Below are 26,234 nucleotides of genomic sequence, written 5' to 3'. Positions count from 1 at the left end.
ATTTTAGAATTCAGAAGAACCTGGAGTTCTTGGGAATGGAATTACGTCACGGATGTTAGCCATGCCAGTGATGTACATTAGGAAGCGCTCGAAACCTAGACCGAATCCAGCGTGTTTTGTACCGCCGTATTTTCTAAGTTCTAAGTACCACCAGTAGTCCTCTTCGTTCATACCTAATTCTTTAATTCTGTCTACTAAAACGTCCATTCTTTCTTCACGTTGGCTTCCGCCGATTAATTCGCCGATGCCAGGAACTAGAAGGTCAGTAGCAGCTACTGTTTTTCCATCTTCATTCATACGCATGTAGAACGCTTTAATGTCTTTTGGATAGTCAGTTACGAATACAGGGCGTTTGAAAATTTCTTCTGATAAGTATCTTTCGTGCTCTGTTTGTAAGTCAATACCCCATTCTACTGGATATTTGAAGTCAGCACCTGACTCTTGAAGCACTTTAATTGCTTCTGTATATGTGATACGACCGAAGTCAGAGTTGATTACGTTGTTCATGCGCTCAAGAACTGTTTTATCAACGAAGCTGTTGAAGAATTCCATTTCTTCTGGTGCATGCTCTAGTACGTATTTCATTGCATATTTCAGCATATCTTCTGTAAGATCCATTACGTCGCCTAATTCAGCGAATGCAATCTCCGGCTCAACCATCCAGAACTCAGCTGCATGACGAGTTGTGTTAGAGTTTTCTGCACGGAATGTAGGTCCGAATGTGTATACGTCACGGAATGCTAATGCATAAGCTTCAGCGTTCAGCTGTCCACTTACTGTTAAGTTTGTTTCTTTGCCGAAGAAGTCTTTTGATTCATCAACTTGTCCGTCTTCACCTTTTGGTACGTTGTTTAAATCTTGCGTTGTTACGCGGAACATTTCGCCTGCACCTTCTGTATCACTACCAGTGATGATTGGTGTATGAACATGTACGAATCCACGCTCTTGGAAGAACTGGTGAATCGCAAATGCTGCGACAGAACGTACACGGAACGTTGCAGAGAATGCATTTGTTCTTGGACGTAAGTGAGCGATTGTACGTAAGTATTCAAACGTGTGACGTTTCTTTTGAAGTGGGTAATCAGAATCTGATAAGCCCTCGATATCAATTTTTTCTGCTTTAATTTCAAATGGTTGCTTCGCTCCAGGCGTTGCAATTACTGTACCTTCTACTTTAACTGAAGAGCTAAGTGGAAGTTTTGCAATTTCTTTGAAGTTTTCTAACTCTGTATCGAAAACGATTTGAACGCTTTTGAAGAAGCTACCGTCGTTTAATTCGATGAAACCAAATGCTTTTGAATCACGTAAGTTACGAATCCACCCTGATACTTGTACTGTTTGACCTGCGTATTTATCTGTATCTCTATACAGACTTTTTACTAATGTGTTTTCCATAGTGAAATTCTCCTTTGCACATATATTTAAATACAAAAAAACCTTTCATCCATAAAGGGACGAAAGGTTAAACTTCGCGGTACCACCCAATTTGTCATAAAGACCAACTTTAACTCGTATGTAATACATACTTCCCGGTTTGTAACAGGCCGGATTCCCGTCTAAGTCTACTCTTGAATACAAGATTCAATTTCGGTTAGCAACTCCAAGGTGTTCTTCACATATACCGCCTCATCAGGCTCTCACCGTCCCTGACTCGCTTTGGATTATAGTATATACTACTTTTCCTTATCATCGTCTTTCATTTTGTTAAACTAAAATTAATGTACTACATTCGAGAGGAAGATGCAAGATACCAAAAAATATATCAGCGATTTTTGTAATATATCGATTTTCCGACAATCGTGCCATAAAAAAAATTGCCGGGCTTAATCCGGCAATTTCTCATTACTTACGTAACTCCGCACCAAACTTCTCTTCTACCGTTGTTAATACACGGTTATGTGCTTCTGTTACTTCTTCGTCTGTTAACGTACGTTCTGCATCGAAGTATGTCATAGAGAATGCAAGTGATTTCTTGCCTTCTTCCATTTTTTCACCTTCGTATAAGTCAAATAGCGTTACGTCTTTCAGAAGTTCTCCGCCAGCTTCAGCAATAACTTGCTTCATTTCACCAGCTTTTGTTTCTTTCGTTACGACAACAGCCATATCACGTGTCATAGATGGGAAACGTGGAATTGCTGCGTAGTAAGTTTCTTCTGCGTCTGCACCAAATACTTTTACAAGAGATAATTCGAATACGAATGTATTTTTCACATCTAATTGTTTTTCTGCTTCTGGGTGCAATTGACCGATGAAACCAATTACTTCGCCATCTAATACGATGTCAGCTGTACGACCTGGGTGCATCCCTTCACGTTTTGCTGGTGCATAAGTGATTTGGTTTGCAACGCCAAGTACGTCGAATAATCCTTCTAGTACACCTTTCACAACGAAGAAGTCTACTACTTTCTTCTCACCTTGCCATGCATGGTGAAGAGCAAGTCCTGTCATAACACCGGCAAGATGTTGTTCTTCTTTCGGAAGTTCTCCTGCTTCTGTTGGTAAGAAGACAGAACCTACTTCATATAAAGCAACACTATCGTTTTTACGTGCCACATTATATGAAACAGCTTCTAGTAATTGCGGTACTAAGCTTAAACGAAGTTGGCTACGCTCTTCACTCATTGGAAGTGCAAGATTTACAGGAGCTTTTTCATTTGGCTCGACCATATATTGCTTCGCTTTATCAGCGCTTGTTAATGAATATGTGATCGCTTCATATAAACCAGCACCCTCTAGGAAGCGACGTACTTTACGACGTTTCGTTTGTGCTGATGTTAATTTACCACGAGTCATTGTTCCAGAAGGTAATGTAACTGGAATGTGGTCATAACCGTATAGACGACCCACTTCTTCTACTAAGTCTTCTGAAATTGTAATATCAGGACGACGTGCTGGTACATTCACATGGAATGTTCCTTCTACTTCTGTGAATGGGAATTTCAAGTTTGTGAACATTGTACCCATTTCACTTGCAGAAATATTTGTACCTAATACACGGTTTACTTTTTCAGCAGTAACAGATACTGTACGCTCTTGTACTTGTAAGTTGTCAGCTTCTACTACACCTTCAAGTGCTTCTCCGCCAGCGTATTTCGCCATTAAAGCAGCTGCGTGTTGAATTGCTTCAAATGTACGTGTTGGATCGATTCCTTTTTCAAAACGTGCGCTTGATTCACTGCGAAGACCTAAGTCTTTTGATGTACGGCGCACTGTTTGACCTGCAAAGTATGCAGATTCAATTAAAACGTTTACTGTCTCATTTGTAACTTCAGAATCCGCTCCGCCCATTACACCAGCAACAGCTAAAGCTTTTGTTCCGTTTGTAATTACAAGGTGGTGGCTTTGTAACGTACGCTCTTGATCATCTAACGTTTCAATTTTTTCGCCTTCTTTTGCAAGACGAACAACGATTTCTTTTGAACCTAATTTATCGTAATCGAATGCATGTAACGGTTGACCGTATTCCATTAAAATGTAGTTTGTAATATCCACTACATTGCTAATTGGACGAATGCCAGCTGCCATAAGGCGCGTTTGCATCCACATTGGTGATGGACCAATCTTTACGTTCTTCACCATTTTTGTAATATATAATGGGTTTTCTTCTTTCGCTTCTACACTTACAGAAATGTAATCAGAAGTTTTTTCTGCTGTTTCTTGTAAGCTGATAGCTGGAAGTTTTACTTCACGGCCATAAATAGCAGCGACTTCATATGCAACACCTAACATGTTTAAGCAATCTGCACGGTTTGGTGTTAAACCAAGCTCAAGTACTTCATCATGTAAGTTTAAAATTTCAAGTGCGTCTGCACCAACTTCAGCGTCACTTGGGAAGATGAAGATACCGTCTGCATATTCTTTTGAAACTAACTTTCCATCAATACCAAGCTCTTGAAGCGCACAAACCATACCGTGAGAAGCTTCACCACGTAGTTTTGCTTTTTTAATTTTGAAGTTGCCAGGAAGTACAGCACCAACTTTTGCAACTGGTACTTTTAAACCTTTTGCAATGTTAGCAGCTCCACAAATAATTTGAACTGGCTCTTCTTCACCGATATCGATTAAGCATTTGCTTAATTTATCAGCTTCTGGGTGTTTTTCACATTCTAATACGTGACCAACTACAACACCTTTTACACCTTTATTTAATAATTCAACACCTTCTACTTCAATACCACTTTTCGTGATTTTGTCTGCTAGTTCTTGTGCTGTTACATCTTTAATATCTACATACTCTTGTAACCAACGATATGATACGAACATACTTATCCTCTCCTTCCCTTACGCTCGTTTGAATTGTTGTAAGAAACGTACATCATTTGTATAGAAATGACGAATGTCATCTACGCCGTATTTCAACATTGCGATACGCTCTGCGCCCATACCGAATGCGAAACCTTGATATTCTTTTGAATCATAACCAGCCATTTCAAGTACGTTCGGGTGAACCATACCTGCGCCTAAAATTTCGATCCAGCCAGTTCCTTTACAAGTGCCGCAACCTTTGCCGTGACACATCATACAAGAAATATCCATCTCTACAGATGGCTCTGTGAATGGGAAGAAACTTGGACGAAGACGGATTTCACGATCTTCACCGAACATCTTTTTCACGAATACTTGCAGTGTACCTTTTAAGTCACTCATGCGAATGTTTTTATCAATTACAAGACCTTCAATTTGCATGAATTGGTGTGAATGCGTCGCATCATCGTCATCGCGGCGATACACTTTACCAGGACAAATAATTTTAATTGGGCCTTTTTCTTTATTATTTTCCATCGTACGTGCTTGCACAGAAGATGTATGTGTACGTAGTAACGTTTCTTCTGTAATGTAGAATGTATCTTGCATATCACGCGCTGGGTGATCTTTCGGTAAGTTTAATGCTTCGAAGTTGTAGTAGTCTTTTTCTACTTCTGTTCCTTCAGCTACTTCATACCCCATACCGATGAATACATCTTCAATTTGCTCAACAACAGCTGTTAACGGATGGTGACAACCTGTTTCAACAGGACGGCCTGGTAGTGTAACATCAATTGTTTCCGTAGCTAATTTCGCTTCAATTACTGCTTTTTCTAAGTTTCCAATTTTGTCTTCTAAACGCGTTTGAATCGCTTCACGTACTTCATTTACTAATGCTCCCATACGTGGACGCTCTTCTGCTGATAATTTTCCCATGCCGCGTAATACTTCTGTAATTGGACCTTTTTTTCCTAAATACGCTACGCGTACGTCGTTTAAGCCCTTTAGCTCTTTCGCTTCTTCAATAAGCTCTAACGCTTTTTGCTTTAGCTCTTTTAAACGTGCTTCCATTTGGAACCCTCCTAATTTTAAAAATAAAAAAACCTCGCTCCCAAAAAGGGACGAGGTAAATTCGCGGTACCACCCTAAATTGACAGACCAGGTCTGCCCACTCATTAGTTATAACGATCAATTCTGACCGGAACGCCTTTACATATATATGGTCCTGGCGTCAACTCCAGAGGTGAATTCACTTCCGTCTACCATAAGAATGCTTTCAGTCTAAGGCATTCTCTCCCTATATGGCGATTTTGTAAGTTACTCTTCTCTATCAACGTTTTTCGTTATTTAACTTTTAATATAATATACTTCAACTTATTATAAGAAGTTTTTTATTTGTTCGCAACTGGGCTTTGTAAATAATACGTTAAAATCCCTGCTGCAACCGCAACATTTAATGATTCTGCCCCGCCGTAAATCGGAATATACAAGTTTTGATCCGTTTTTGCAAGAATTTCTTGGCTTACGCCGCTTCCTTCATTTCCTACAATTAATGCAAAACCACCAGCTGGTGTTACTTCACCGTACGGAACTCCATTTTCAAGAGCTGTTCCATATACAGGAACGTTATTTTCTCTTAACTTGTCTACCCACTCTTCTAAGTTCCCTTTTACAACTGGTAAATGGAAAATAGAACCTTGTGTAGAGCGAAGCACTTTACTATTATATGCATCAACGCATCCTTCTCCAAGCACAACAGCATGAATACCAGCTGCATCAGCTGTACGAATAATTGTCCCTAAGTTGCCCGGGTCTTGAAGACCATCTAATAAAAGAAACTTTCCATCTGCAAGAGCTACTTCACTCTCGTGTTTCTCACAAACAGCAAATACCCCTTGCGTCGTTTCTGTTTCACGGAGTACTTTTACAATTGCTTCAGGTACGATATACATTTCCACATCATTAACTGTCCAATCTTTCGGAAGATCTGTCTGATCAGAGACGATAAGTTCTGTTACAACTCCTGCTTTTAAAGCTTCTTCCACTAAGTGGAATCCTTCTACAAAAAATAAACCTTTTTTATCGCGCTCTTTTTTCGTCTGCAGCTTTTTCCACTGCTTCACACGCGGATTTTGCACTGAATCAATGTTTTTCATAATATGTATTTCCCTCTCTTCTTGTCTTATCATTATAGCCTATTTTTCATACATATTTACATAAAAAAGAACAAAAACTAACGTCAGTTTCAATTCTGAAGAAGAGGTGAAAATAATGAGTTTTAATTTACGCGGTGCTGTATTAGCGAATGTATCTGGAAATTCACAAGATCAATTACAAGAAACGATTGTCGATGCAATTCAAAGCGGTGAAGAAAAAATGCTTCCAGGTCTTGGCGTTTTATTCGAAGTCATTTGGAAAAATGCTGATGAAAATGAAAAACACGAAATGTTAGGAACACTAGAGCAAGGATTAAAAAAATAAACAATAAAAGGTCACCTTAGAAAAAAACTAAGGTGACCTTTTATCTCCATAAAATTTTTCTTCTCCTAAACATTTCTACTTTACTAACGCTACACAGATGGAGTACAATATTCAAAATACATTTAAACCGATCGATTTTCTTTATAGACACCATTAGATAAAAGGAGTGAATGTTTTATGCAACGTATTACGCTTGAACAAGTTTTTAAACATCACATTACACAAAAATATGTAAACCGTTCTGGAATGGTCCACGCGATTGCTGTCGCTTACCATGCGTTTCACTTAGCGAAAAAGCATCATGCCTCAGTCGATGCTGCAACAAAAGCTGGTTTCCTTCATGATATCGGACATCACACATGGTACAGCGAGGGAGAATGGGATTATGACTTGTATAAAAAGAATGATATACATGCGATTAAAGGAGCAGAAAGAGCTCATAAATTGCTTATTAGATTAGGAGAACATCCGAAACTAGCAAAAGAAATTTCTATCGCGATTCTTCTTCATACAGATTCTTTCTTAGTACAGCAAGAAATTGAAAGAACATCTCTTCAAAACATTATTAAATGGGCAGACGAAGCAGATGAAGAACCGGGCGGAGCGCACCATTATAGAACGATTTCTTATGAAAAAGCATTAAAAGCTATTCAACAGTTAGACCGATTGGTAGAACGTGAATTGCAAATAGAGCAATCAAAATCGAATAACAAGGCAGAACATAGTTATCAATGAGAAAGAGGCATCACTATAGGGTGATACCTCTTTTATTATTTTATGGAAAATACACCTTTATATGTAATATTTAAATATTACATATAAAAACAAAATACTTTATAATTAAATATACAAATATAAAGAGGTGATTTTACAAATGCAACCCGCTACACAACTTTCTAATGAACAGAAATACTCTATGTCATGGGGACAATTTATTAGCTCCGTTTTATTCGCTTTTTTCGGAACCGGACTTATTACTGTGTTCCTCGCAATGCCCTTAACAATTTATACAGCCGGTCTTACAGATAAAAAACAAATTGCCCTGTATGAATCTATTGTAAATACTGCAAGTATCGTATTACAACTAGCCGTGTTGTTATTCTTCATTTTTAAATTCGAACCCGCAAAAAAATTACTACTAAAATCTTTTAACTTTAAAGCACTTAAAGAATGGCGTACATACGTATACTTACTTCTTTTCTTCACTATAAATATTTTACTCAATTACATCTTGTTAAATTATATGTTCCAAGACGCAACAAAGCAGCAATCTTCCGCATTAAACTTAGACGTTTTTAAGCAGTATCAAATATTATTACTTCTCGGCTTCGCAATACTTACACCAATTTTTGAAGAGCTTATTTTCCGTGGTTTTATACTCCGCTTCTTCTCAGAACGCTTTCCATTTTGGATTGCAGCTATCGTAACAAGTTTCTTCTTCGGTATCGCTCATACATACTCACTTGGCGTAATGGTAATTACTTTCTTCATGGGATTATTAATGGCTATTTTATGTAAAAAAACAAAATCCATTATTCCAGCTATGTTATTTCATATTATGAATAATATGTTGGCATTCTTGAGTTAGAAAGAGGTATCATCGCGATACCTTTTTTATTAATTCGTATCATTACTTCTCATTTCTATCAATTTATACATATTTATTAATAATATCCAAAATAAACCTCATGTAGTAAAATATAACTGATTACTATAGAAGGAGACTATATATGTTGAGCTTACTTTGGGTTGTTTATATGCCACTTCTTGTTTTATGCGGATTGTTCGGTGGTATTTTTTTAATTGTTACTAGCATGAAACATCGTAAATTATTTGTTGGTTTAATGGGGCTACTTAGCTTCTCCTTTGTCACACTACCTTTTGTTTTTTGGGGCATGGGAGTGGATAGCAATACAATCCTCCCTATTTCAACAACTTTATATTGGATACTGTTTTCTTTAACTGGATTATTAGCAGGGATAAGTGGAGTCCAAGCCAAAATTAAAAGTATACGTAATATGGGATTCATTATTTTCATCGCTGGTATATTAGGGGTTACCTTCTGGTTACTCATGACTGTAGGTGATTCATACTATATATAATATTTTTTAGAAACCCATAAATCGGAGGTAATACAAAAGTGTTCGGAATATTAACTTGGATGATTTTCGCTCTTACTTTGATGTTATGCGACTTCATCGTTGGCATTTTTTTAATTATTGCTGGTATTAAATGTCGTAAATCACTTACTATTATGGCTGGTTTGATTAGTATATCGCTTATCTTTGTTCCTATCATTTGTATAGGTTATGGAATAGATTTAGAGGGGATTGTTCCAATTTCGGGAACTTTATATTGGTGTTTCTTCTCTTTAGCTGGACTATTAGCTATTATAAGCGGAAGACAAATATCCAGTATTCGTGCTATGGGAATGGTTTTATTTATAACAGGGCTGTGCTCCGTAACTGGTTATCATTTTTTATATTTAACTCTTTAAACAGACAAAAAAGCAGGGAAATTAATTCCCTGCTTTTCTATTTGGTTTATTGCCTGATGGTAAGAAGAACGATAATACCCAAGCAATCCCTGCGAGTATCGTCGCAATTAAGAAGGCATCGTTAATACCGTTAATGGCAGATAACTTCGAAATTTGTCCAAATAATAGTTGCGTGCTCATCGCATCTCCTGCTTGCGCTGATCCAGCGATCGCTGCTAAACTTTGCCCCATGCCGTGTACTTTATCAACTAAAATTGGGTTTGACGTTGTTAACATGTTGCCGTAATCTGCTACGTGAGCAGTCGTTTGCTGCGTCATAAGTGTGATTAAAATCGCTGTTCCAATTGAACCAGCTACTTGTCTTGACGTATTTTGCGTTGCTGTACCGTGAGAAATTAATTTCATCGGCAGTGCGTTCATACCTGCTGTCATAATTGGCATCATAATGAATGACATACCAATCGAACGTATAATATAATCCGTCATAATAACGCTATACGGTGTATCCATCGATAACGTTGTGAATTCATATGTCGCAAACGTTGTAATGGCTAAACCGACAATTGCTAACGGACGAATACCATACTTATCAAATAGTTTACCTGCAATAGGTCCCATGATCCCCATAATTAATGATCCTGGAAGTAGTAATAAACCTGATTCTATCGGTGTGAAACCGCGAATGTTTTGCAGATATACCGGAAGTAATAACATACCTCCGAATAATGCCATCGTAACAATTGCATTAATTACTAAAGTAAAAGTAAATACTGGGTATTTAAATACTTGTAAATCAAGCATTTTATTGTCCGTTGTTAGCTCTCTCCAAATAAATACCGCAATACCTACTACACCAATGATAAGTGAAATAACAACCTCTGCACTAGTCCAACTATTATTTCCTGCTTCACTAAATCCGTACAATAAGCTACCTAGTCCAATACTTGAACTAACAACACCGAATACATCTAACTTCGTTTTAGATACTGGCTGAGCTAGTGTAAAGAATTTTAAAGATAGGAATGTAATAATTAAACCGATAATAAACATCGCATAGAACATTAAGTTCCAGCTATAGTTTTCAATCACCCAGCCCGTTACAGTTGGTCCGATAGCTGGTGCTAAAATCATCGCTACACCTAGTAATCCCATCGCTGCTCCGCGCTTATGAGGCGGGAATAATGTCATGAAAATATTCATACCAACCGGCATTAAAATACCTGCACCCACCGCCTGAATAACGCGGCCCGTCATCATCATTGTAAAGTTTCCTGAAATAGCACAAATGATAGATCCTACCGTGAAGAATAACATTGCCGCTACGAATAATTTACGATACGTAAATCGTGAAACTAAAAAGGCACTAATCGGTACTAAAATACCATTTACAAGCATGAAACCTGTAATTAACCATTGTGCTGTTGAAGTTGATACATTAAATTCATTCATTAACGGAGGCAATGCAACGTTAATAATTGTTTGGTTTAAAATAGAAACGAACATGCCGAGAATTAATACAGCTACAACTGCTTTTACATTCACATTTTCTACAGGCGTAGACATTTGTTTTTTCGGCACTTCTTTTTCTTGTTTTACTTCTTCTTGCTTTCCTGTTTCTAACTCAACTACATTAGAAATTTCTGCTTCTTGCTTTCGTTCAATTTCTTTCTCTTCTGTTTCTACCTTACTTACTTCTATTTTATTTACGGCTGGGACTTGTTCTTCTCCCACGTTCGTTTTTTTCTTTCGTAAAAGACGATTTACAAGGAAGAAGACGATTATACAAAATAGTGCATATCCTGCAATTGCAATTGAGGACATCTCATCTCCCCCTTACTTATGAATACGAACTGACACATTCATTCCAGGAACAATATTTACTGATTTACTATGATCTAAAGAAATTTTAACTGGTACTACTTGTGTTACTTTCGTATAGTTCGCTGTTGCGTTGCTTGATGGTAACATAGAGAATGTATTCGCTGTTGTTAATCCAACTTGCTCTACTTTTCCTGATAAAGTTGTATCTGGGTATGCATCTACATACACATCTACATCTTGACCTTTTTGTACATCGTCAACATCTGTTTCTTCAATGTTTGCTGTTACCCATAAATTGTTCATATCAAATGCATAAGCAATTGGGCTACCTGCTCCAACGAAAGCATTTGTTGTTGCATTTGATTGCACAATTGTTGCATTTTGTGGAATTGTTACATCTACTGTTTGTTCTCCATTTGCTGCCGCTACAGTAACAGCACCTAATTTATCATTTTCATTGTAATTCTTTCCTACTTCAGCTTTCCAGTCAGTTAATTTACCTGCTACTGGTGATGCAATCGGAATTACCTTTCCATCAATTTTTGCATTTTCTGTTTTTAAATAATTTTCCGCTTGATTGTAATAGTAATAACCGCCAATACCACCGCCAACTAGTACAATTAATGTGATAATGTTGATAATCACCATTCTTCGAAACTGATTCATTGCATTCCTCTCCTTATATCGCATATAATTTTTTTCTAAACTATTTACGTCCTTATTGTTTAGATTGTTTAATTGTTAATTATATTAACTTTTAAACAAAAAAATCACACCATCTGCGGTGTAAATTGAAATTTATCTACCTGCGAGCGGTGCTGATTTCTGAAGGACTATCGTTTATAATTATAAATAATTATTTTGAATCTACAACCGACAATTTAAGTATGAAATGTCGCTTAAACAACAATATAATACCTATATGTTGTTTAAGTATAGAAAATTAAACGAGGGGAAGTAAAAATGTCTATTAAAAATACAAATGATCCACGTGTAAAGCGGACGAGACAACTCATACAGGATGCTTTTGTCGCTTTAGTAGGCGAAAAAGGATTTGATGATGTAACTGTTCAACATATTGCAGAACGTGCTCCTGTAAATCGCGCTACGTTTTATAGCCATTACCATGATAAATATGACCTATTAGACAAAAGCATTGAAGAAATGTTAGAGAAGTTAACAGAAGTTATTAAGCCGAAAAATAGAAATAAAGAAGATTTTCAACTTACATTTGATTCACCACATCCGACATTTTTGGCTTTGTTCGAACATATTGCAGAAAATGTGAACTTCTATAACGTTATGCTTGGTGATAAAGCCGCTGGAAACTACTCTTATAAAATGATGAAAACAATACAAACACATTTAACATTAAGCCTGTCTATTTCACAGCCAGATGATAAAGATCTTATGGTTCCTCGTGATATTTTAATTAGTTATGTGACAGGAGCTCATATCGGGATGATTATGTCATGGTTAAAAAGAGGGATGATTTATACCCCGCATTTTATGGCTATGCAATTAACTCGTTTAATCATTTTAGGAGCTCATACTGCTGCAGGATTAGAACGACCTTTTTAAAACATAAAAAAGCGAAGGAAAATCTCCTTCGCTTTTTCTATTAATTAAATGTAATGTTATGTACAGCCTCTTTATCAAGACGTTTAATAACTTCTACAATTAACTTCACTGCATTTTCATAGTCATCACGGTGTAACATTGCCGCATGAGAATGAATGTAGCGCGTTGCAATCGTAATTGCCATAGACGGAATACCATTTGCAGAAATGTGAATTGCGCCTGCATCCGTTCCACCGCCCGCTACTGAATCATATTGATACGGGATTTGTAATTCGTCAGCAACATCAACTACAAAGTCACGTAAACCTGTATGTCCAATAACAGAAGCATCATATAAAATGATCTGTGGTCCATCACCCATTTTACTTTGCGCTTCTTTTGCCGTTACACCTGGTGTGTCACCAGCGATACCAACATCTACTGCGAATGCTATATCTGGTTTAATATAGTTCGCAGATGTTTTCGCACCACGAAGACCAACTTCTTCTTGTACAGTCCCTACGCCGTATACAACGTTTGGATGCTTTTCATCTTTTAATTGTTTTAATACGTCAATTGCAATTGCACAACCAATTCGGTTATCCCATGCTTTTGCAAGTAACATTTTTTCATTTTTCATCACTTGGAATTCAAAGTAAGGTACAACTTGATCGCCAGGTCGTACGCCCCACTCCATTGCCTCTTCTGGGCTAGAAGCACCAATATCGATGAACATGTCTTTAATTTCAACTGGCTTTTTACGCGCTTCTGGAGGTAAGATGTGTGGTGGTTTTGAACCAATTACACCTGTTACATCTCCTTTACGCGTTACAATTGTCACGCGCTGCGCAAGCATAACTTGTGACCACCAGCCACCAACTGTTTGGAAACGAAGGAAACCTTTGTCATCAATTTGCGTAATCATAAAGCCAACTTCATCTAAATGACCTGCAACCATAATTTTCGGGCCGTTTTCTTCCCCTATTTTTTTCGCAACTAAACTTCCTAAATTATCAGTAGAAAGTTCGTCCGCAAACGGCTCAATATATTTCTTCATTACTTCGCGTGGTTCACGCTCGTTACCCGCAATACCACGTGCATCTGTTAATTCTTTTAGCATTGTCAATGTCGCGTCTAATTTTGTCATTGCCAACACCCTCCTTTTTCTTCAGTCACTTCATTATACAAAAGGAAATTGAAATATTCAAAAATTAAATCAGTATCCTTGTGTTTGACGCTGATGATTTACTTCATTTTTATCTAAATATGCCTTTTCAATTTCTTCTTGCTCAAACTCTAGCGCTTGTCCAAGTCGAAGGTAGCTTGTAAATAATTCAATATAGTTCGTAATAGATGGTTGATCTGTAAAACGAATTACTTTCGCATATGTGTCTAAGAAAATTTCTACTTGTGTTTTATTCGTTTGTGCACATTTATAGAATAGGAAGTTTTTATCAATACCTAAATCAATTCCGATTGATAAAATAAAATGCAAGCCATCTACGTATTCTTCTAATATTACTTCACGTTCTGATGCTGGTTTGTTGCTCCAATATTTAAAACAACGTGTTTCATTTGCAAGTTCTCCAATTTCTACAAGAAGAGCTAACATTTTTTCTTTTAACAACTTTTTCGGTTGTAAATCATGCTCTTTCACAATACGGTCATCTAATTCTTTTTGTAATTTAAATAGTTGTAGTAAGTCCATTCTATTGTCCTCCTCCAACATCGCATTTTACGCAACAATGTTGTTTCATCTCAAAGTTCATTATTATTTTTCGTTTCTTATTAATAAGTCAGCCATTTATCTCTTTACAAAATAGCTTGTCCTTAATTTACAAATACGTTTCAATCATCACTATTAGATTGTTCACTCCGATTGGTGATAGTTAATCATTATCCGGGGATTGTCCACTGATAAAAAATTTATTTTATCTGATGAAAGTTCCATATCATCTTTCCATTATAGCAGTGTCGTTTCAGGTAGGAAAGATACTCTTCTTTCCAAAGGGGGATAATTGAAAAAAGCCAGGAGAATTCTCCTGGCTTCATATATATATTCTTCTATATCGCTATAGCTTTTATATTGATTTTGTCATATCGATAACGACATACTTCTCTTTGCATACAAATAAAAAAACCTTAGAAGAAAAATCTTCTAAGGTTTCAACTAATTAATTAGTTAATGTTGTTTTTTGCAACTGTTGCTAATTCAGCGAAAGCTTTTTCGTCATGAACAGCTAAGTCAGCAAGCATCTTGCGGTTAACTTCGATGCCAGCATTTTTAAGACCGTGCATTAAACGGCTGTAAGAAAGACCATTCATACGAGCTGCTGCGTTGATACGTGTAATCCATAATTTACGGAAGTCACGTTTCTTTTGACGACGGTCACGGAATGCATACATTAAAGATTTCATAACCTGTTGGTTAGCAACCTTGAATAATGTACTCTTAGAACCGTAGTAACCTTTTGCTAATTTTATAACTTTTTTACGACGTTGACGAGTAACTGTACCACCTTTTACTCTTGGCATAATATTACCTCCTAATTGTTCTATATATCAGCCGAACTTATTTTAAGTTGTCAAGCATTTGACGAATGCGTTTGAAGTCACCAGCGCTTACTACACCAGCTTTACGTAGTTTACGTTTAGCTTTTGTAGATTTGTTAGCGAATAAATGGCTTGTATAAGCGTGAGAACGTTTCAGTTTACCTGATCCAGTCTTTTTGAAACGCTTTGCAGAGCCGCGATGAGTTTTTTGTTTAGGCATAGGTATTTCCTCCTCTATCTATTACTTATCGTTTTTCGGTGCTAAAACTAAGAACATACTACGTCCTTCCATTTTAGGCTTAGATTCAATTGTACTAACTTCAGCACAAGCTTCTGAGAAGCGATCTAAAACACGTTGACCGATTTCTTTATGAGTAATGGCACGTCCTTTAAAGCGAATTGACGCTTTAACCTTGTCGCCTTTCTCTAAAAACTTGATAGCATTACGAAGTTTTGTGTTAAAGTCGTGTTCATCAATTGTTGGACTTAAACGAACTTCTTTCATGCTAATTACTTTTTGATTTTTGCGCTGTTCTTTTTCTTTCTTCTGTTGCTCAAAGCGGAATTTACCGTAGTCCATAATGCGGCATACTGGCGGTTTCGCATTTGGAGCAACTAATACTAAATCAAGATTAAGATTTGCAGCTAAGTCTAAAGCGTCATTACGAGACTTGATTCCAAGTTGATCGCCATTTGCACCAACTAAACGTACTTCACGTGCACGAATTTGCTCGTTAATCATCATATCCTTGCTAATAGTAAGCCACCTCCAAGGTTTTTTCAGAACATCTTTTGTAGTCATAGAACCCGACAAAAAAAGTGCGGGCATACGACACCCACACTTGTAAATTCTTAAGTAAGAAATACATTTACCTGTAAACTGCGAATGCGTCCATCAGGTGAGAAGCGGGTGCTTCTACTTGTTCCACAAAACAATATTCTATTATCCTTGATGAGTTTATCATAGGACATGACGTCTGTCAAGAAGACGCTATGTGTTTTACTAACAACAAGAAATATTGTAACAAACAACTAACATACTTGCAATACTTTTTTATGATAAGTATAGTTTGGTTATTTTTTCTAGTTTTTCTTTTTTATAATACATACGAAAGCCGCGGTATACCGCGGCTCTGTCTTATCGTTTTCCTTCTACTTTAATCATATCAACAAAAGCATCTAATGCAATTGTTTCTGATTTTTGTTCACCATATTTACGTACGTTTACGCCGTTTTCAGTTACTTCATTGTCACCTACTACAAGCATGTACGGAATTTTTTGCATTTGTGCTTCACGGATTTTGTAACCAATTTTCTCTTCACGAGTATCTAATTCAACACGGATACCAGCACGACGTAATTCATCTTGTACTTTCTTCGCATAATCTAAATGTACTTGCGGAGAAACTGGAATTACTTGCGCTTGAACTGGAGCTAACCAAGTTGGGAATGCACCTTTGTATTCTTCAATTAAGAAGGCTACGAAACGTTCCATAGTTGATACAACACCACGGTGAATTACAACTGGACGATGTTGTTTACCGTCTTCACCAACGTAAGATAATTCAAAGCGTTCTGGAAGTAAGAAGTCTAATTGTACAGTTGAAAGTGTTTCGTCTTTTCCAAGAGCAGTACGAACTTGAACGTCAAGTTTTGGACCGTAGAATGCCGCTTCACCTTCAGCTTCATAGTAATCAAGACCCATTTCATCCATAGCTTCTTTTAACATACCTTGTGCTTTTTCCCACATCTCATCATCAGCATAGTACTTTTTAGTATCAGCTGGGTCACGATAAGATAGACGGAATGAATAGTTCTCTAAACCAAAATCTTTGTACACTTCTAGAGTTAAGTTTACAACACGTTTTAACTCTTCTTTAATTTGATCTGGGCGAACGAAAATGTGCGCATCGTTTAAAGTCATTCCGCGTACACGTTGTAATCCAGATAATGCTCCAGACATTTCATAGCGGTGCATTGTTCCAAGTTCCGCAATACGGATTGGTAATTCACGGTAGCTGTGAATATCATTTTTATAAACCATCATGTGGTGAGGGCAGTTCATCGGACGAAGAACTAACTCTTCATTATCCATTTCCATTGATGGGAACATACCATCACGGTAGTGATTCCAGTGACCAGAAGTTTCATAAAGCTCTCTGCTTCCTAGTACTGGAGTGTATACGTGATCATAGCCTAAGCTTGCTTCTTTATCAACGATGTAACGCTCGATAATGCGGCGGATAGTTGCACCTTTTGGTAACCAAAGTGGTAAACCTTGTCCTACTTTTTGGCTATTAGTAAATAGTTTTAATTCTTTACCTAATTTACGGTGATCGCGCTCTTTCGCTTCTTCAAGCATACGTAAGTGCTCATCTAATTCTGCTTTCTTAACGAATGCAGTACCGTAAATACGTTGTAGCATTTTATTATTGCTATCGCCGCGCCAGTAAGCACCTGCAACGCTTAATAATTTAAATACTTTAATTTTCCCTGTAGATGGAAGGTGAACACCACGGCAAAGGTCGAAGAATTCGCCTTGCTCGTAGATTGAAATAACTGCATCTTCTGGAAGATCGTTAATTAAATCTAATTTTAACTCATCGCCGATTTCTTCAAAGCGACGAAGTGCTTCTGCACGTGGCACTTCATGACGAACGATTTCTAAGTTCTCGTTCACAATTTTTTGCATTTCTTTTTCGATTTTCTTGAAGTCTTCAACTGTAATTGCTTCTTCCATATCAATATCGTAGTAGAAGCCATTTTCAATCACTGGACCAATGCCGAGCTCAAGCTTAGCATCTTTATATAAACGTTTTAACGCTTGTGCTAATAGGTGGGCTGTTGAATGGCGTAAAATGTATAAGCCATCTTCAGAATCTAATGTAATAATAGAAACTGCACCATCTTCTTCGATTGGTGTAACAAGATCGATCATCTCATCGTTTAATTTTCCAGCCACAGCTTTTTTCTTTAAGCCTGGGCTAATAGAAGCTGCGATTTCTTCAGTTGTTACGCCTTTTGGAAACTCCTTCACAGCTCCATCAGGGAAAGTAATTTTAACTACATCTGCCATCACTGGTCACTCCTCTTTTTTTCAAAATAAAAAACACTCATCCCGTAAAAAGGGACGAGTGTTGAATTCGTGGTTCCACCCTTGTTCCAATTAACATTATTGTTAATTGCTCAAGTTCAACATAACGGTGTTGTCCGTTAGCAATTACTAGAAAAAACCGTTCACTGCTAAAGTTTAGAGGTGGTAAGTAATAATCCCGTACTAGGAAGCTCACACCCTAAGGCTTCCCTCTCTGAAAATCGTAGAAAACTACTCATGTCCTCATCATGACATTTCAATATATTTCATTTATGTAGGTAATTATATGCTCAAAAACTTAGAAAATCAAGGGCGTTACCTTTATTTTTTAAATTTTTCACATTGCGCTCAAACTCATGTAATCCATGTAATTGGACCCGTTCTTGAAATACATTTCGCAAAGTAATAATCATATTATGGTCTTGTTCTTTCGTATATAAATAAATTTTTTTCGGCGAAATAGAAAGAAGTGGTGCAATTACTTTCGTATCAATATATACATCCTTTTGCTTTAATAATTCCTCGTCTATATATTGGACCAATTTCTCCTGTTTTAAACGTCTACCTTTATCATCATAGAAAATAAAACTTTCATCAAAAATAAGATGCACACAGGACAAACGTGATTTTCGGCTGCGCACTTGTTGCCTTAGCGTCTCAATAAACATTTGATATTCTTGTTCTAACTTATACTCATCAATCGACAATTCAGCAAGCTTAGCTACCATTTCCCTATATGTACGAAGGCGAAAACGAACATATGATGAAAACGAGAACGAAAGCGGATCACAAAGCCAGTTATTTAAAGAAGATTTAATATATGATTCAAATGTGTGACGTGTTAATTCACGAGCAATCCCTTTTCTTCTTCCCTTTAAAATCTCTTGTGCCATATGCAATATTTGATGACACTCTTCCTCTTCTTCATAAAAAAACTTCTCTTTTAAGATTGTATAAATCCACTTATTTTGCTTTACATTCACAATGAAACATACCATTACCGGCAATAAAATCTTTTCAATATAATTCGATTCACATACTGGTATGTGAATCACCACTTTTTGTTCCTGTAAATACACACTCGTTTCCTTATATAACAGTTCCGCTCTTTTCAATAGTTGTCTATATACATGCATAGCATCATTTTTTTCTTCGAAGCAAATTTCAATCACTTTTGTCCCCCCTTTTATCCCTGCTCTAAAGGATTGTATCTATACGTTACAAATCCTATAAGAGTCCGTCCCGCGTGAAGTTCACTCTTAGTAGAATTACATTTCCTATCGTTAGAAAATCCACTCAATATGGCTTGCTAATTATATATATATTAAGGGGGGGAGAAAAAAATGATACAAGCTACAATGAATTTTCTATAAGAAGTTTTTCGTTTTGCAATTCACCTATTCTGAAAAGTGTTCAAAACGAAAAAAGAGCAAGCTTTTCAGCTTACTCTTTACTTATGACGTCGGTTTTTCCCGCCAATCGGAATCGGCTTCGCTAAATATTTAATTCGTTCCATAATACGTGCTGCTTTCATTTGTTCTGCTTCACCACGCTGTGTATACGTTAAATGATGTTCCAATTCCTTGAAATCAAAGTTAGACGTAAAGAACGTCGGTAAGTTTTCTAACATACGGAATTGCAAAATTGCACCAAGCACATCGTCACGCACAAAACTTGACATCGCTTCTGCTCCGATATCATCTAACATTAAAACTTGTACGCGTTTCACCGCATCAATCTTTTCCCCAATCGAATTATCTTGAATCGAACTTTTAATTTCACGTAAAAATTCAGGGAAGTATACGAGCATCGAACTTATTTTCTTTTGAGCAAGTTCATTCGCCATTGCTCCTAACAAATACGTTTTCCCTACACCAAATTTACCGTACAAATATAAACCTTGTACTTTTTTACCAGGTTCATATGTACTTAAAAATTCATTAGCTGCACCAATTGCATCAATACGCGCATCTAAATCTGAAGGATCTAAGTTTTCCATCGTTGCCTGTAAAATGTCAGTTGGCATATATACACTTTGAACGAGTTTTTCATATTTCTTTCTCTCGTCATATGCTACTTTTCTAACGCAACGATCGTATTGAATATCAATCATCTTCCCTTGGATAACGAGCTTTGGCTCATATCCTTGCAGCATGTTTTTACACGAACCTAGATCCGGACAATCCGCACAACCTACACTTTGTCCAATATATTCGTATAACTTCACAAGGCTGCGCTCAATCATAGAAGTTGTTACTTCACCTTGATGTTCGTCTATAAATTCTTTCACACGCGGATGCGCCATTACTTCCGCCTTTAATACTTCATATCTATTTTTAAAATTTTTATTTTCCATTAACTTTGCAAATGAATTTTGAATATGCTCCATTTTCTCACCTCAAAGAGCGTTCATTCTCTTCTATTAATCACGCTTATATTTTTTTAACACTTCTTCTAGTCGTTTTCGTTCATCATCTAACGTACTTGCATCTTTTTTCTTACTTACATCTTTCTTCACTGTTTCTTTCTCTTGTTCTTTCGGCTCTTCTTTCAGCCAATCTGGTACCATTTCTTTTCTTATCGTTTTCTTCGACGTACGGCCTTTTTTCTTCGTCTCAGCCCATTCTTGATATTGACGGTTTTCTTCTTTCGCTAACGCCATTGCTTCAGCTACTGTACCGACCTTTTTACGTGCCCAATGCCCAGCAATTTTCTCCACATACGTTTTCGCAAGCTTCATATCTGAGCGTAGCATAACGTAATAAATAAGTACATTCACAACACCTGGCGTTAATTTTTGATTGATCATTACATCTTCAACGATCTGCAAGTCCGCCTTTGTCGCCTCTGCACCACCAGAGATTTCTTTTAATAGTTGTTTTGGTGAGATTTCCTCTAACTGTTTTATTAACATCTCTTCTTGTGTAGAAGGCTCTTTTCCTTCCATCATACGTGCAGCGTGAGGTTGTACTCTTTCACTTAATACAGGTAACGCTTGACCGTTTTCGAACTGATACCAATCACGTGCTCCTTTTCTAAGCCTTTCGGTATCAATTGTCTGCATCTCTGTCACCGTACCAAGAACGATATTTTGCATCGATAACACATCTACATCGTACACGTAAGCAAGTGTAATGACACATTCCCGCACTTGATCTGTAACCGCCTTTTTAGGGACAAGAGCGGACAAGCCATCTACAAATAAGGAGAAATCAAAGAAATCATTCCAAACTTTTGGAGCGTCTCCCTTCTCGTTACTTGGCATAGCTGTCGTTTTTGGAATACGAAGATCTTCTTGCGCATGCTCAAGCTGTCCTGGATTAAACGAACCAAACACATCATTGAAAGAACGCGTAACATTTTCATAAGAAGCAAAATCAAATTCTTCTTCTAAGAAATATTGCTTTACTTGATTATATTTTGTCCGACTCAATCGATTGTATAAAAAGATGCTTAACACAATATCATCAAAAAACTGCTTCGGAGATAAAGGTGGTTGCAATTCATATATAAACATTCGAATATCTTTTTCTTTCTTAATATATACCTTCAAAAGCCCAATTGCTTCTAACTTTACTCGTTCCTCATATATTTCGGGAAGCTGCATCTGCATGGTCACCATAAGGGAATGATGTGTATTCTCTTTTCCAAACACACGATCTTGCTCTAACTCTCCCCATAGCGTCATGTACAAACTAAAAGCTCTACTACCTATTAACGGCTGATACAACATCGTTAACACTTTTCGGTCGTAATTATGCAATAACCCTTTCGCACTTACTTTATAACGATCAATTGGCAATAGCTCCATCCATGACTGTTTTTCCATTCTTGCTTTTCCTTTCTCTCATCCAATCTATCCTCTACTTCATTCGTTCTATCTTCATTATATAATTGCTTAGCGAAAAAGAGCTATTAGCTTTCGCTTCTAGCTCTCTTATCTCATTACTACGGTATGTAAAGAGAATAAAATACAACTTCTACTCTCTTTCTTTTTGCAGTATATCTTTTAATTCTTCAATAAATACATTTAAATCTTTAAATTGGCGATATACAGAAGCAAAACGCACGTAAGCAACATCATCAATATCACGCAGTTCTTCCATAACAATTTCACCAATCATATCACTTTTCACTTCTGATATACCTAAATTACGAAGTTCACGTTCCACACTTTGAGTTACTTCTTCTAATTGTCTTAAAGATACTGGTCTTTTTTCGCACGCTTTAATTAAGCCGCGCAAAATCTTTTCTTTATTAAATTCTTCTCGTGTGCCTTCTTTTTTTACAACGATAAGAGGTGACTCTTCTACTCTTTCAAATGTCGTAAAGCGACTTAAACAACTTTCACACTCTCTCCTTCTTCGAATAGAGCGCCCCTCGTCTACCGGACGCGAATCTAACACTCTTGTACCATTATGCGAACAGGATGGACAACGCAATATATTCACTCCTTTACACTATACTCTTTATTTTTTCTCTACTTACTTCATCTGACAATATATATACAATATTATATAACTCATTCTAACTCTCTTACCACTTTAAGTTTAAGCACATTATTTTATCATCTCGTTTTCAAAAATAAGATGGTAGATGGGGTGCTAACTTATTCGTAAGAGCTCAATTTATCTCACTAACGAGTACGTTATATTTTTCCTTTTTTATAAACTAAAAAAGAGGTGCATTATACACCTCTTTACATTTTAAATCAATTATGTTCTTTTTTAAAGAGCTTTTGTTTCTCTCTGCTTAATTTCGAAGCTACCAGTGCCTCGAGGAAGCTCGATGCTCTCACGCGTTTTCGCGTTTAAACCTTCTGCAATATATTCTGCAGCAACATTTGGATCAATACGATCCCCACAAGTATAAACATCAATACTTGCGTAACCGTGCTCCGGAAAGCTATGAATTGTTAAATGTGATTCCGAGATAATTACTACTCCACTTACACCTTGTGGTGCAAATTTATGGAAAGCAACCTCACGCACTTCAGCACCAGCTCTCAGTGCTGCATCCACAAATAATTGTTCAATATACGGCATGTCATTAAGCTTGTCGAAATCGCAATCCCAAAGTTCAGCGATTACGTGACGACCCATCGTATCCATAGTATCCATTCTACAGTTCCCCCTTGTAAATTTATTCTAACTGTTCGAATTGAAAACTAATTTGCAATTTGGCTTGCTCCACTACCACGGGGGAAAGTTAGTCCAGAGAGGTCCTAACCCTTTAAGTAGTGACTACGTACCTCAGCTCTTAAGTTTACGAGTGTTAGTATACTTTGTTTATTTTCATTTTGCAACAACAGTTTTTTCGATTTTCTGTCATATTTTCCTCTTTACTTTTCCCTAAAAAAAATAAATGATTCACAAATACAGTAATTACAACGTTTCGTGGTATGTCCACTTTCAAAAATATACTCGTATAATTTTTTTCCTTTTCAGAAAAAAATAAAAAAAGAGGGCAAATATTCACTTGCCCTCTCCCTTATTCACTTAAATATGTTGCACATTTTTTTGTTTCGCTAATTCGTCAACAACTAACGTTACAAGATCTACAACACGACGAGAGTAGCCCCACTCGTTATCATACCAAGCAAGTACTTTCACTTTACGATCACCCATTACCATTGTAGATAAACCATCAATAATAGCTGAGTGTGTATTTGTATTAAAGTCAATAGATACTAAAGGCTCTTCGCTGAATTCTACAATGCCTTTTAACGCACCGTTTGCAACAGTTTTGAATGCTTCATTAATAGCTTCAACTGTCACATCACGTTTTACATCTACTACTAAGTCAACAAGAGACACGTTTGGCGTTGGTACACGAAGTGCCATACCATGAAGTTTTCCGTTTAAATGCGGAAGAACTTTTGCAAGCGCTTTCGCGGCACCTGTCGTTGTCGGAATGATTGATTGTCCGCAAGCACGCGCTCTTCTTAAATCTTTATGTGGGTTATCAATATTTTTTTGGTCATTTGTATAAGCGTGAACAGTTGTCATTAAACCGTTTTCAATTCCAAACTGCTCATCTAACACCTTAACAACAGGCGCTAAACAGTTTGTTGTGCAAGATGCATTTGAAATAACAGTATGTTTTGCAATATCTAATTGGTCTTCGTTCACACCAACTACAATTGTTACATCTTCATTTTTACCAGGCGCTGTTAAAATAACTTTTTTCGCTCCAGCTTCAACATGAAGAATTGCTTTTTCTTTTGAATTAAATTTACCAGTTGCTTCAATTACAACTTCAACACCTAAATCTGTCCAAGGCAATTCCTTTGGATCGCGGTTGTTTAAAAGGCGAATCATTTTCCCATCAACTAACAAGTGATCTTCAAATGCTTCTACTGTTCCGTCAAACTTGCCGTGAACTGTATCATATTTAATTAAATGTGCTAACGTTTCAGATGGATAGCTTGCATTGATTGCTACAATTTCGAATGCGCTTTCTTTTATTGCCTGACGAAATACCATTCTCCCAATACGTCCAAATCCATTAATTGCCACACGAGTCATAATATGTTATCCCCCTTGAATGCGTTATACTATTTATCTCCAATCCCAATAATAGTATAACACAAAAAGGGGATATGTCACTAAGCATTTTCATTAATTTCACAATTTTTTAGTCAATAATGTTCCAATTCTTTAAAATCACCTGTAATTGTGTTTTCGTTCCCATAATTGTGCCATCATTATTTATCACTTCATCTGCATTCTTCACTTTTTCTTCTAACGGCATTTGAGATTGAATACGAGCTGTTGCTTCTTCTTCTGAAAAATTATTTCGTTTCATTAAACGTTCTAATTGCGTATGTGGCTTAACCGCTACAACTAATACGCGGTCAACGAGACTTGTTAATTTGCTTTCAAATAAGAGAGGTATATCTAACACAACCGCTTGCATACCTTCCTTTATGTACTTTTCCTTTTGTGTATTCATTTCCTCACGAACTGCAGGATGAACGATTTTATTTAACTGCAATCGTTTTTCTTCATTATAGAAAACGACACTTCCTAATTTCGGGCGATCCAATTCTCCATCTTCTTGTAATACTTCCGTTCCAAACACTTCTACAATTTTGTTATATGCTGGTTTTCCTCGTTCTACAACTTCTCGCGCAATAATATCTGCATCAATAACTGGTATACTCAGTTCACGAAACATTTGAGACACTGTACTTTTTCCACTTGCAATGCCTCCTGTTAATCCAATTACTACTGTCATCATAATCCTCCTCACAATATAAAAGGCGCGAAACTAATGTTCCACGCCCATACTTACATTTTCCAAATTCCAATAATAATGAGTAATACCCCAGGCAGGAATGTAAATTTTTGTAACCATTTCATATTGGATAAAACCGTTCCAAGTTTCATTCCAATAAATAAAAACAAAGAACTCATAACCGCAACTAATATCGCCATCATAGCGGGCGCATACCCTAATAAAGATGCACCAATTCCAGCACCGAACGAATCTATAGAAAGAGCGATACCAAGAAGTAACGCTTCTCCTGCAGAAATGGTGCCTGATTTATCAAAATCTGCAACAGTCGGTTTCCGTAAAATTTGAATCACTAGCCCGAGCGAAGCAATTTCTAATTTCCAAACCTTCTCCTCTTGCTTTGGCTCTTCTTTTTTCTCACTTCGAAAAAATTGGTATAATACCCAAATTCCTATTCCAATAAGAACAAGCCCACCGATACGCGTTGCGATAACAGGTGAAAATATTTTCGCGATCATATGTCCAATTCCCATTGAAACAAGCATAACAGCCGCTGAACACATTCCGATAATGATAATTGATCTTAGTGGAATTCTTACGCTTCTTAAACCATATGTTAGCCCTACACTACAGCTATCTAAGCTTAATGTAAAAGCTAATAAAATAAGAGATAAATAAAGGTACATCGGTAAGCTCCTCCCTTATACATAGCCCTGCTGTATGTATATGACAAATGCCTATCCG

General features: G+C 36.8%; 26 protein-coding genes and 4 other annotated features. Of the genes, 6 read left to right on the top strand and 20 right to left on the bottom strand.

The genetic code is table 11. The annotated features are described in order from the left end of the window. Window positions 1-3 precede the first annotated feature (3 nt). The 4 genes from asnS to DM800_RS06845 form a co-directional block, all read right to left on the bottom strand. On the bottom strand, window positions 4-1,395 hold the full coding sequence (gene asnS, locus DM800_RS06860; protein ID WP_000432172.1) for an asparagine--tRNA ligase: 1,392 nt from the start codon (window positions 1,393-1,395) through the stop codon (window positions 4-6). Between the two features lie 52 nt (window positions 1,396-1,447). After that, window positions 1,448-1,699: a binding site (T-box leader), on the bottom strand. A 143-nt stretch (window positions 1,700-1,842) separates the two neighbouring features. Continuing rightward, complete coding sequence (gene pheT, locus DM800_RS06855; protein ID WP_147786624.1) at window positions 1,843-4,263, bottom strand: phenylalanine--tRNA ligase subunit beta; 2,421 nt, start codon at window positions 4,261-4,263, stop codon at window positions 1,843-1,845. A gap of 18 nt (window positions 4,264-4,281) precedes the next feature. Then, on the bottom strand, window positions 4,282-5,316 hold the full coding sequence (pheS, locus tag DM800_RS06850) for a phenylalanine--tRNA ligase subunit alpha (RefSeq protein WP_000388220.1): 1,035 nt from the start codon (window positions 5,314-5,316) through the stop codon (window positions 4,282-4,284). 43 nt (window positions 5,317-5,359) lie between these two features. Further along, window positions 5,360-5,588 (bottom strand) — a binding site (T-box leader). 48 nt (window positions 5,589-5,636) lie between these two features. Continuing rightward, window positions 5,637-6,434, bottom strand: a complete 798-nt coding sequence (locus DM800_RS06845; RefSeq protein ID WP_137036649.1) for a TrmH family RNA methyltransferase — start codon at window positions 6,432-6,434, stop codon at window positions 5,637-5,639. A gap of 82 nt (window positions 6,435-6,516) precedes the next feature. Here DM800_RS06845 and sspI point away from each other — a divergent pair, with 82 nt between their 5' ends. From sspI to DM800_RS06820, 5 genes are all read left to right on the top strand, one after another. Continuing rightward, entirely contained in the window at window positions 6,517-6,726 is a 210-nt protein-coding gene (gene sspI, locus DM800_RS06840) for a small acid-soluble spore protein SspI (RefSeq protein ID WP_000009511.1), read from the top strand. A 177-nt stretch (window positions 6,727-6,903) separates the two neighbouring features. After that, window positions 6,904-7,461 (top strand): HD domain-containing protein, encoded by a 558-nt coding sequence (locus DM800_RS06835; protein ID WP_001189002.1) that lies wholly within the window; start codon window positions 6,904-6,906, stop codon window positions 7,459-7,461. A 139-nt stretch (window positions 7,462-7,600) separates the two neighbouring features. Continuing rightward, window positions 7,601-8,314: a CPBP family intramembrane glutamic endopeptidase gene (locus tag DM800_RS06830; RefSeq protein WP_147786623.1), complete on the top strand. Its 714-nt coding sequence runs from the start codon at window positions 7,601-7,603 to the stop codon at window positions 8,312-8,314. Window positions 8,315-8,456: 142 nt separating this feature from the next. Beyond that, window positions 8,457-8,828, top strand: coding sequence for a DNA-binding protein (locus DM800_RS06825; protein ID WP_147786622.1), 372 nt, complete (start codon window positions 8,457-8,459; stop codon window positions 8,826-8,828). 38 nt (window positions 8,829-8,866) lie between these two features. Then, window positions 8,867-9,223 carry an ammonia permease gene (locus DM800_RS06820; RefSeq protein WP_087985375.1) on the top strand — a complete coding sequence of 119 codons (357 nt, stop codon included), beginning with the start codon at window positions 8,867-8,869 and terminating at the stop codon, window positions 9,221-9,223. A gap of 21 nt (window positions 9,224-9,244) precedes the next feature. Here DM800_RS06820 and DM800_RS06815 read toward each other — a convergent pair whose 3' ends face one another. Next, the gene (locus DM800_RS06815; RefSeq protein WP_098078794.1) at window positions 9,245-11,044 is read right to left on the bottom strand and encodes a DHA2 family efflux MFS transporter permease subunit; all 1,800 of its coding nucleotides are present in this window, start codon (window positions 11,042-11,044) and stop codon (window positions 9,245-9,247) included. A gap of 12 nt (window positions 11,045-11,056) precedes the next feature. Next, window positions 11,057-11,710: an HlyD family secretion protein gene (locus DM800_RS06810; protein ID WP_001071411.1), complete on the bottom strand. Its 654-nt coding sequence runs from the start codon at window positions 11,708-11,710 to the stop codon at window positions 11,057-11,059. A gap of 297 nt (window positions 11,711-12,007) precedes the next feature. Between DM800_RS06810 and DM800_RS06805 the strand changes: the two genes are divergently transcribed. Continuing rightward, complete coding sequence (locus DM800_RS06805) at window positions 12,008-12,625, top strand: TetR/AcrR family transcriptional regulator (protein WP_048544339.1); 618 nt, start codon at window positions 12,008-12,010, stop codon at window positions 12,623-12,625. A gap of 40 nt (window positions 12,626-12,665) precedes the next feature. On the opposite strand, the gene DM800_RS06800 is transcribed toward DM800_RS06805, so the two are convergent. The 14 genes from DM800_RS06800 to ytaF form a co-directional block, all read right to left on the bottom strand. Continuing rightward, on the bottom strand, window positions 12,666-13,751 hold the full coding sequence (locus tag DM800_RS06800) for a M42 family metallopeptidase (protein ID WP_147786621.1): 1,086 nt from the start codon (window positions 13,749-13,751) through the stop codon (window positions 12,666-12,668). A 69-nt stretch (window positions 13,752-13,820) separates the two neighbouring features. Then, window positions 13,821-14,312, bottom strand: coding sequence for a dUTP diphosphatase (locus tag DM800_RS06795; RefSeq protein WP_000365057.1), 492 nt, complete (start codon window positions 14,310-14,312; stop codon window positions 13,821-13,823). 470 nt (window positions 14,313-14,782) lie between these two features. Next, a complete protein-coding gene (gene rplT / locus DM800_RS06790; protein WP_001138364.1) occupies window positions 14,783-15,139 on the bottom strand; it encodes a 50S ribosomal protein L20 in 357 nt (118 codons plus the stop codon). Between the two features lie 37 nt (window positions 15,140-15,176). Continuing rightward, the gene (rpmI, locus tag DM800_RS06785) at window positions 15,177-15,377 is read right to left on the bottom strand and encodes a 50S ribosomal protein L35 (RefSeq protein WP_001125946.1); all 201 of its coding nucleotides are present in this window, start codon (window positions 15,375-15,377) and stop codon (window positions 15,177-15,179) included. A 21-nt stretch (window positions 15,378-15,398) separates the two neighbouring features. Further along, window positions 15,399-15,902: a translation initiation factor IF-3 gene (infC, locus tag DM800_RS06780; protein WP_000973214.1), complete on the bottom strand. Its 504-nt coding sequence runs from the start codon at window positions 15,900-15,902 to the stop codon at window positions 15,399-15,401. Window positions 15,903-15,964: 62 nt separating this feature from the next. Continuing rightward, window positions 15,965-16,085: a sequence feature (ribosomal protein L20 leader region), on the bottom strand. 210 nt (window positions 16,086-16,295) lie between these two features. Then, window positions 16,296-18,233, bottom strand: coding sequence for a threonine--tRNA ligase (thrS, locus tag DM800_RS06775; RefSeq protein WP_000786074.1), 1,938 nt, complete (start codon window positions 18,231-18,233; stop codon window positions 16,296-16,298). Between the two features lie 47 nt (window positions 18,234-18,280). Next, window positions 18,281-18,510 (bottom strand) — a binding site (T-box leader). 31 nt (window positions 18,511-18,541) lie between these two features. Further along, on the bottom strand, window positions 18,542-19,423 hold the full coding sequence (ytxC, locus tag DM800_RS06770) for a putative sporulation protein YtxC (protein WP_088064546.1): 882 nt from the start codon (window positions 19,421-19,423) through the stop codon (window positions 18,542-18,544). A 278-nt stretch (window positions 19,424-19,701) separates the two neighbouring features. Then, window positions 19,702-20,640, bottom strand: a complete 939-nt coding sequence (dnaI, locus tag DM800_RS06765; protein WP_000400114.1) for a primosomal protein DnaI — start codon at window positions 20,638-20,640, stop codon at window positions 19,702-19,704. Window positions 20,641-20,673: 33 nt separating this feature from the next. Then, window positions 20,674-22,080, bottom strand: a complete 1,407-nt coding sequence (locus DM800_RS06760; RefSeq protein ID WP_147786620.1) for a replication initiation and membrane attachment family protein — start codon at window positions 22,078-22,080, stop codon at window positions 20,674-20,676. Between the two features lie 151 nt (window positions 22,081-22,231). Next, window positions 22,232-22,693, bottom strand: coding sequence for a transcriptional regulator NrdR (nrdR, locus tag DM800_RS06755; protein WP_001203687.1), 462 nt, complete (start codon window positions 22,691-22,693; stop codon window positions 22,232-22,234). Window positions 22,694-22,978: 285 nt separating this feature from the next. Continuing rightward, complete coding sequence (gene speD / locus DM800_RS06750) at window positions 22,979-23,362, bottom strand: adenosylmethionine decarboxylase (protein ID WP_002003660.1); 384 nt, start codon at window positions 23,360-23,362, stop codon at window positions 22,979-22,981. 387 nt (window positions 23,363-23,749) lie between these two features. Beyond that, window positions 23,750-24,778, bottom strand: a complete 1,029-nt coding sequence (locus DM800_RS06745) for a glyceraldehyde-3-phosphate dehydrogenase (protein ID WP_097844335.1) — start codon at window positions 24,776-24,778, stop codon at window positions 23,750-23,752. A gap of 109 nt (window positions 24,779-24,887) precedes the next feature. Further along, window positions 24,888-25,490, bottom strand: a complete 603-nt coding sequence (gene coaE, locus DM800_RS06740; RefSeq protein WP_088064547.1) for a dephospho-CoA kinase — start codon at window positions 25,488-25,490, stop codon at window positions 24,888-24,890. Between the two features lie 53 nt (window positions 25,491-25,543). Further along, window positions 25,544-26,176, bottom strand: coding sequence for a sporulation membrane protein YtaF (gene ytaF, locus DM800_RS06735; RefSeq protein ID WP_000281739.1), 633 nt, complete (start codon window positions 26,174-26,176; stop codon window positions 25,544-25,546). Window positions 26,177-26,234: the final 58 nt, after the last annotated feature.

It is taken from the genome of Bacillus sp. AY18-3, assembly GCF_008042305.1.
GTDB classification, from domain to species: Bacteria; Bacillota; Bacilli; order Bacillales; family Bacillaceae_G; genus Bacillus_A; species Bacillus_A wiedmannii.
This window is presented reverse-complemented; position numbering and strand designations above follow the sequence as displayed.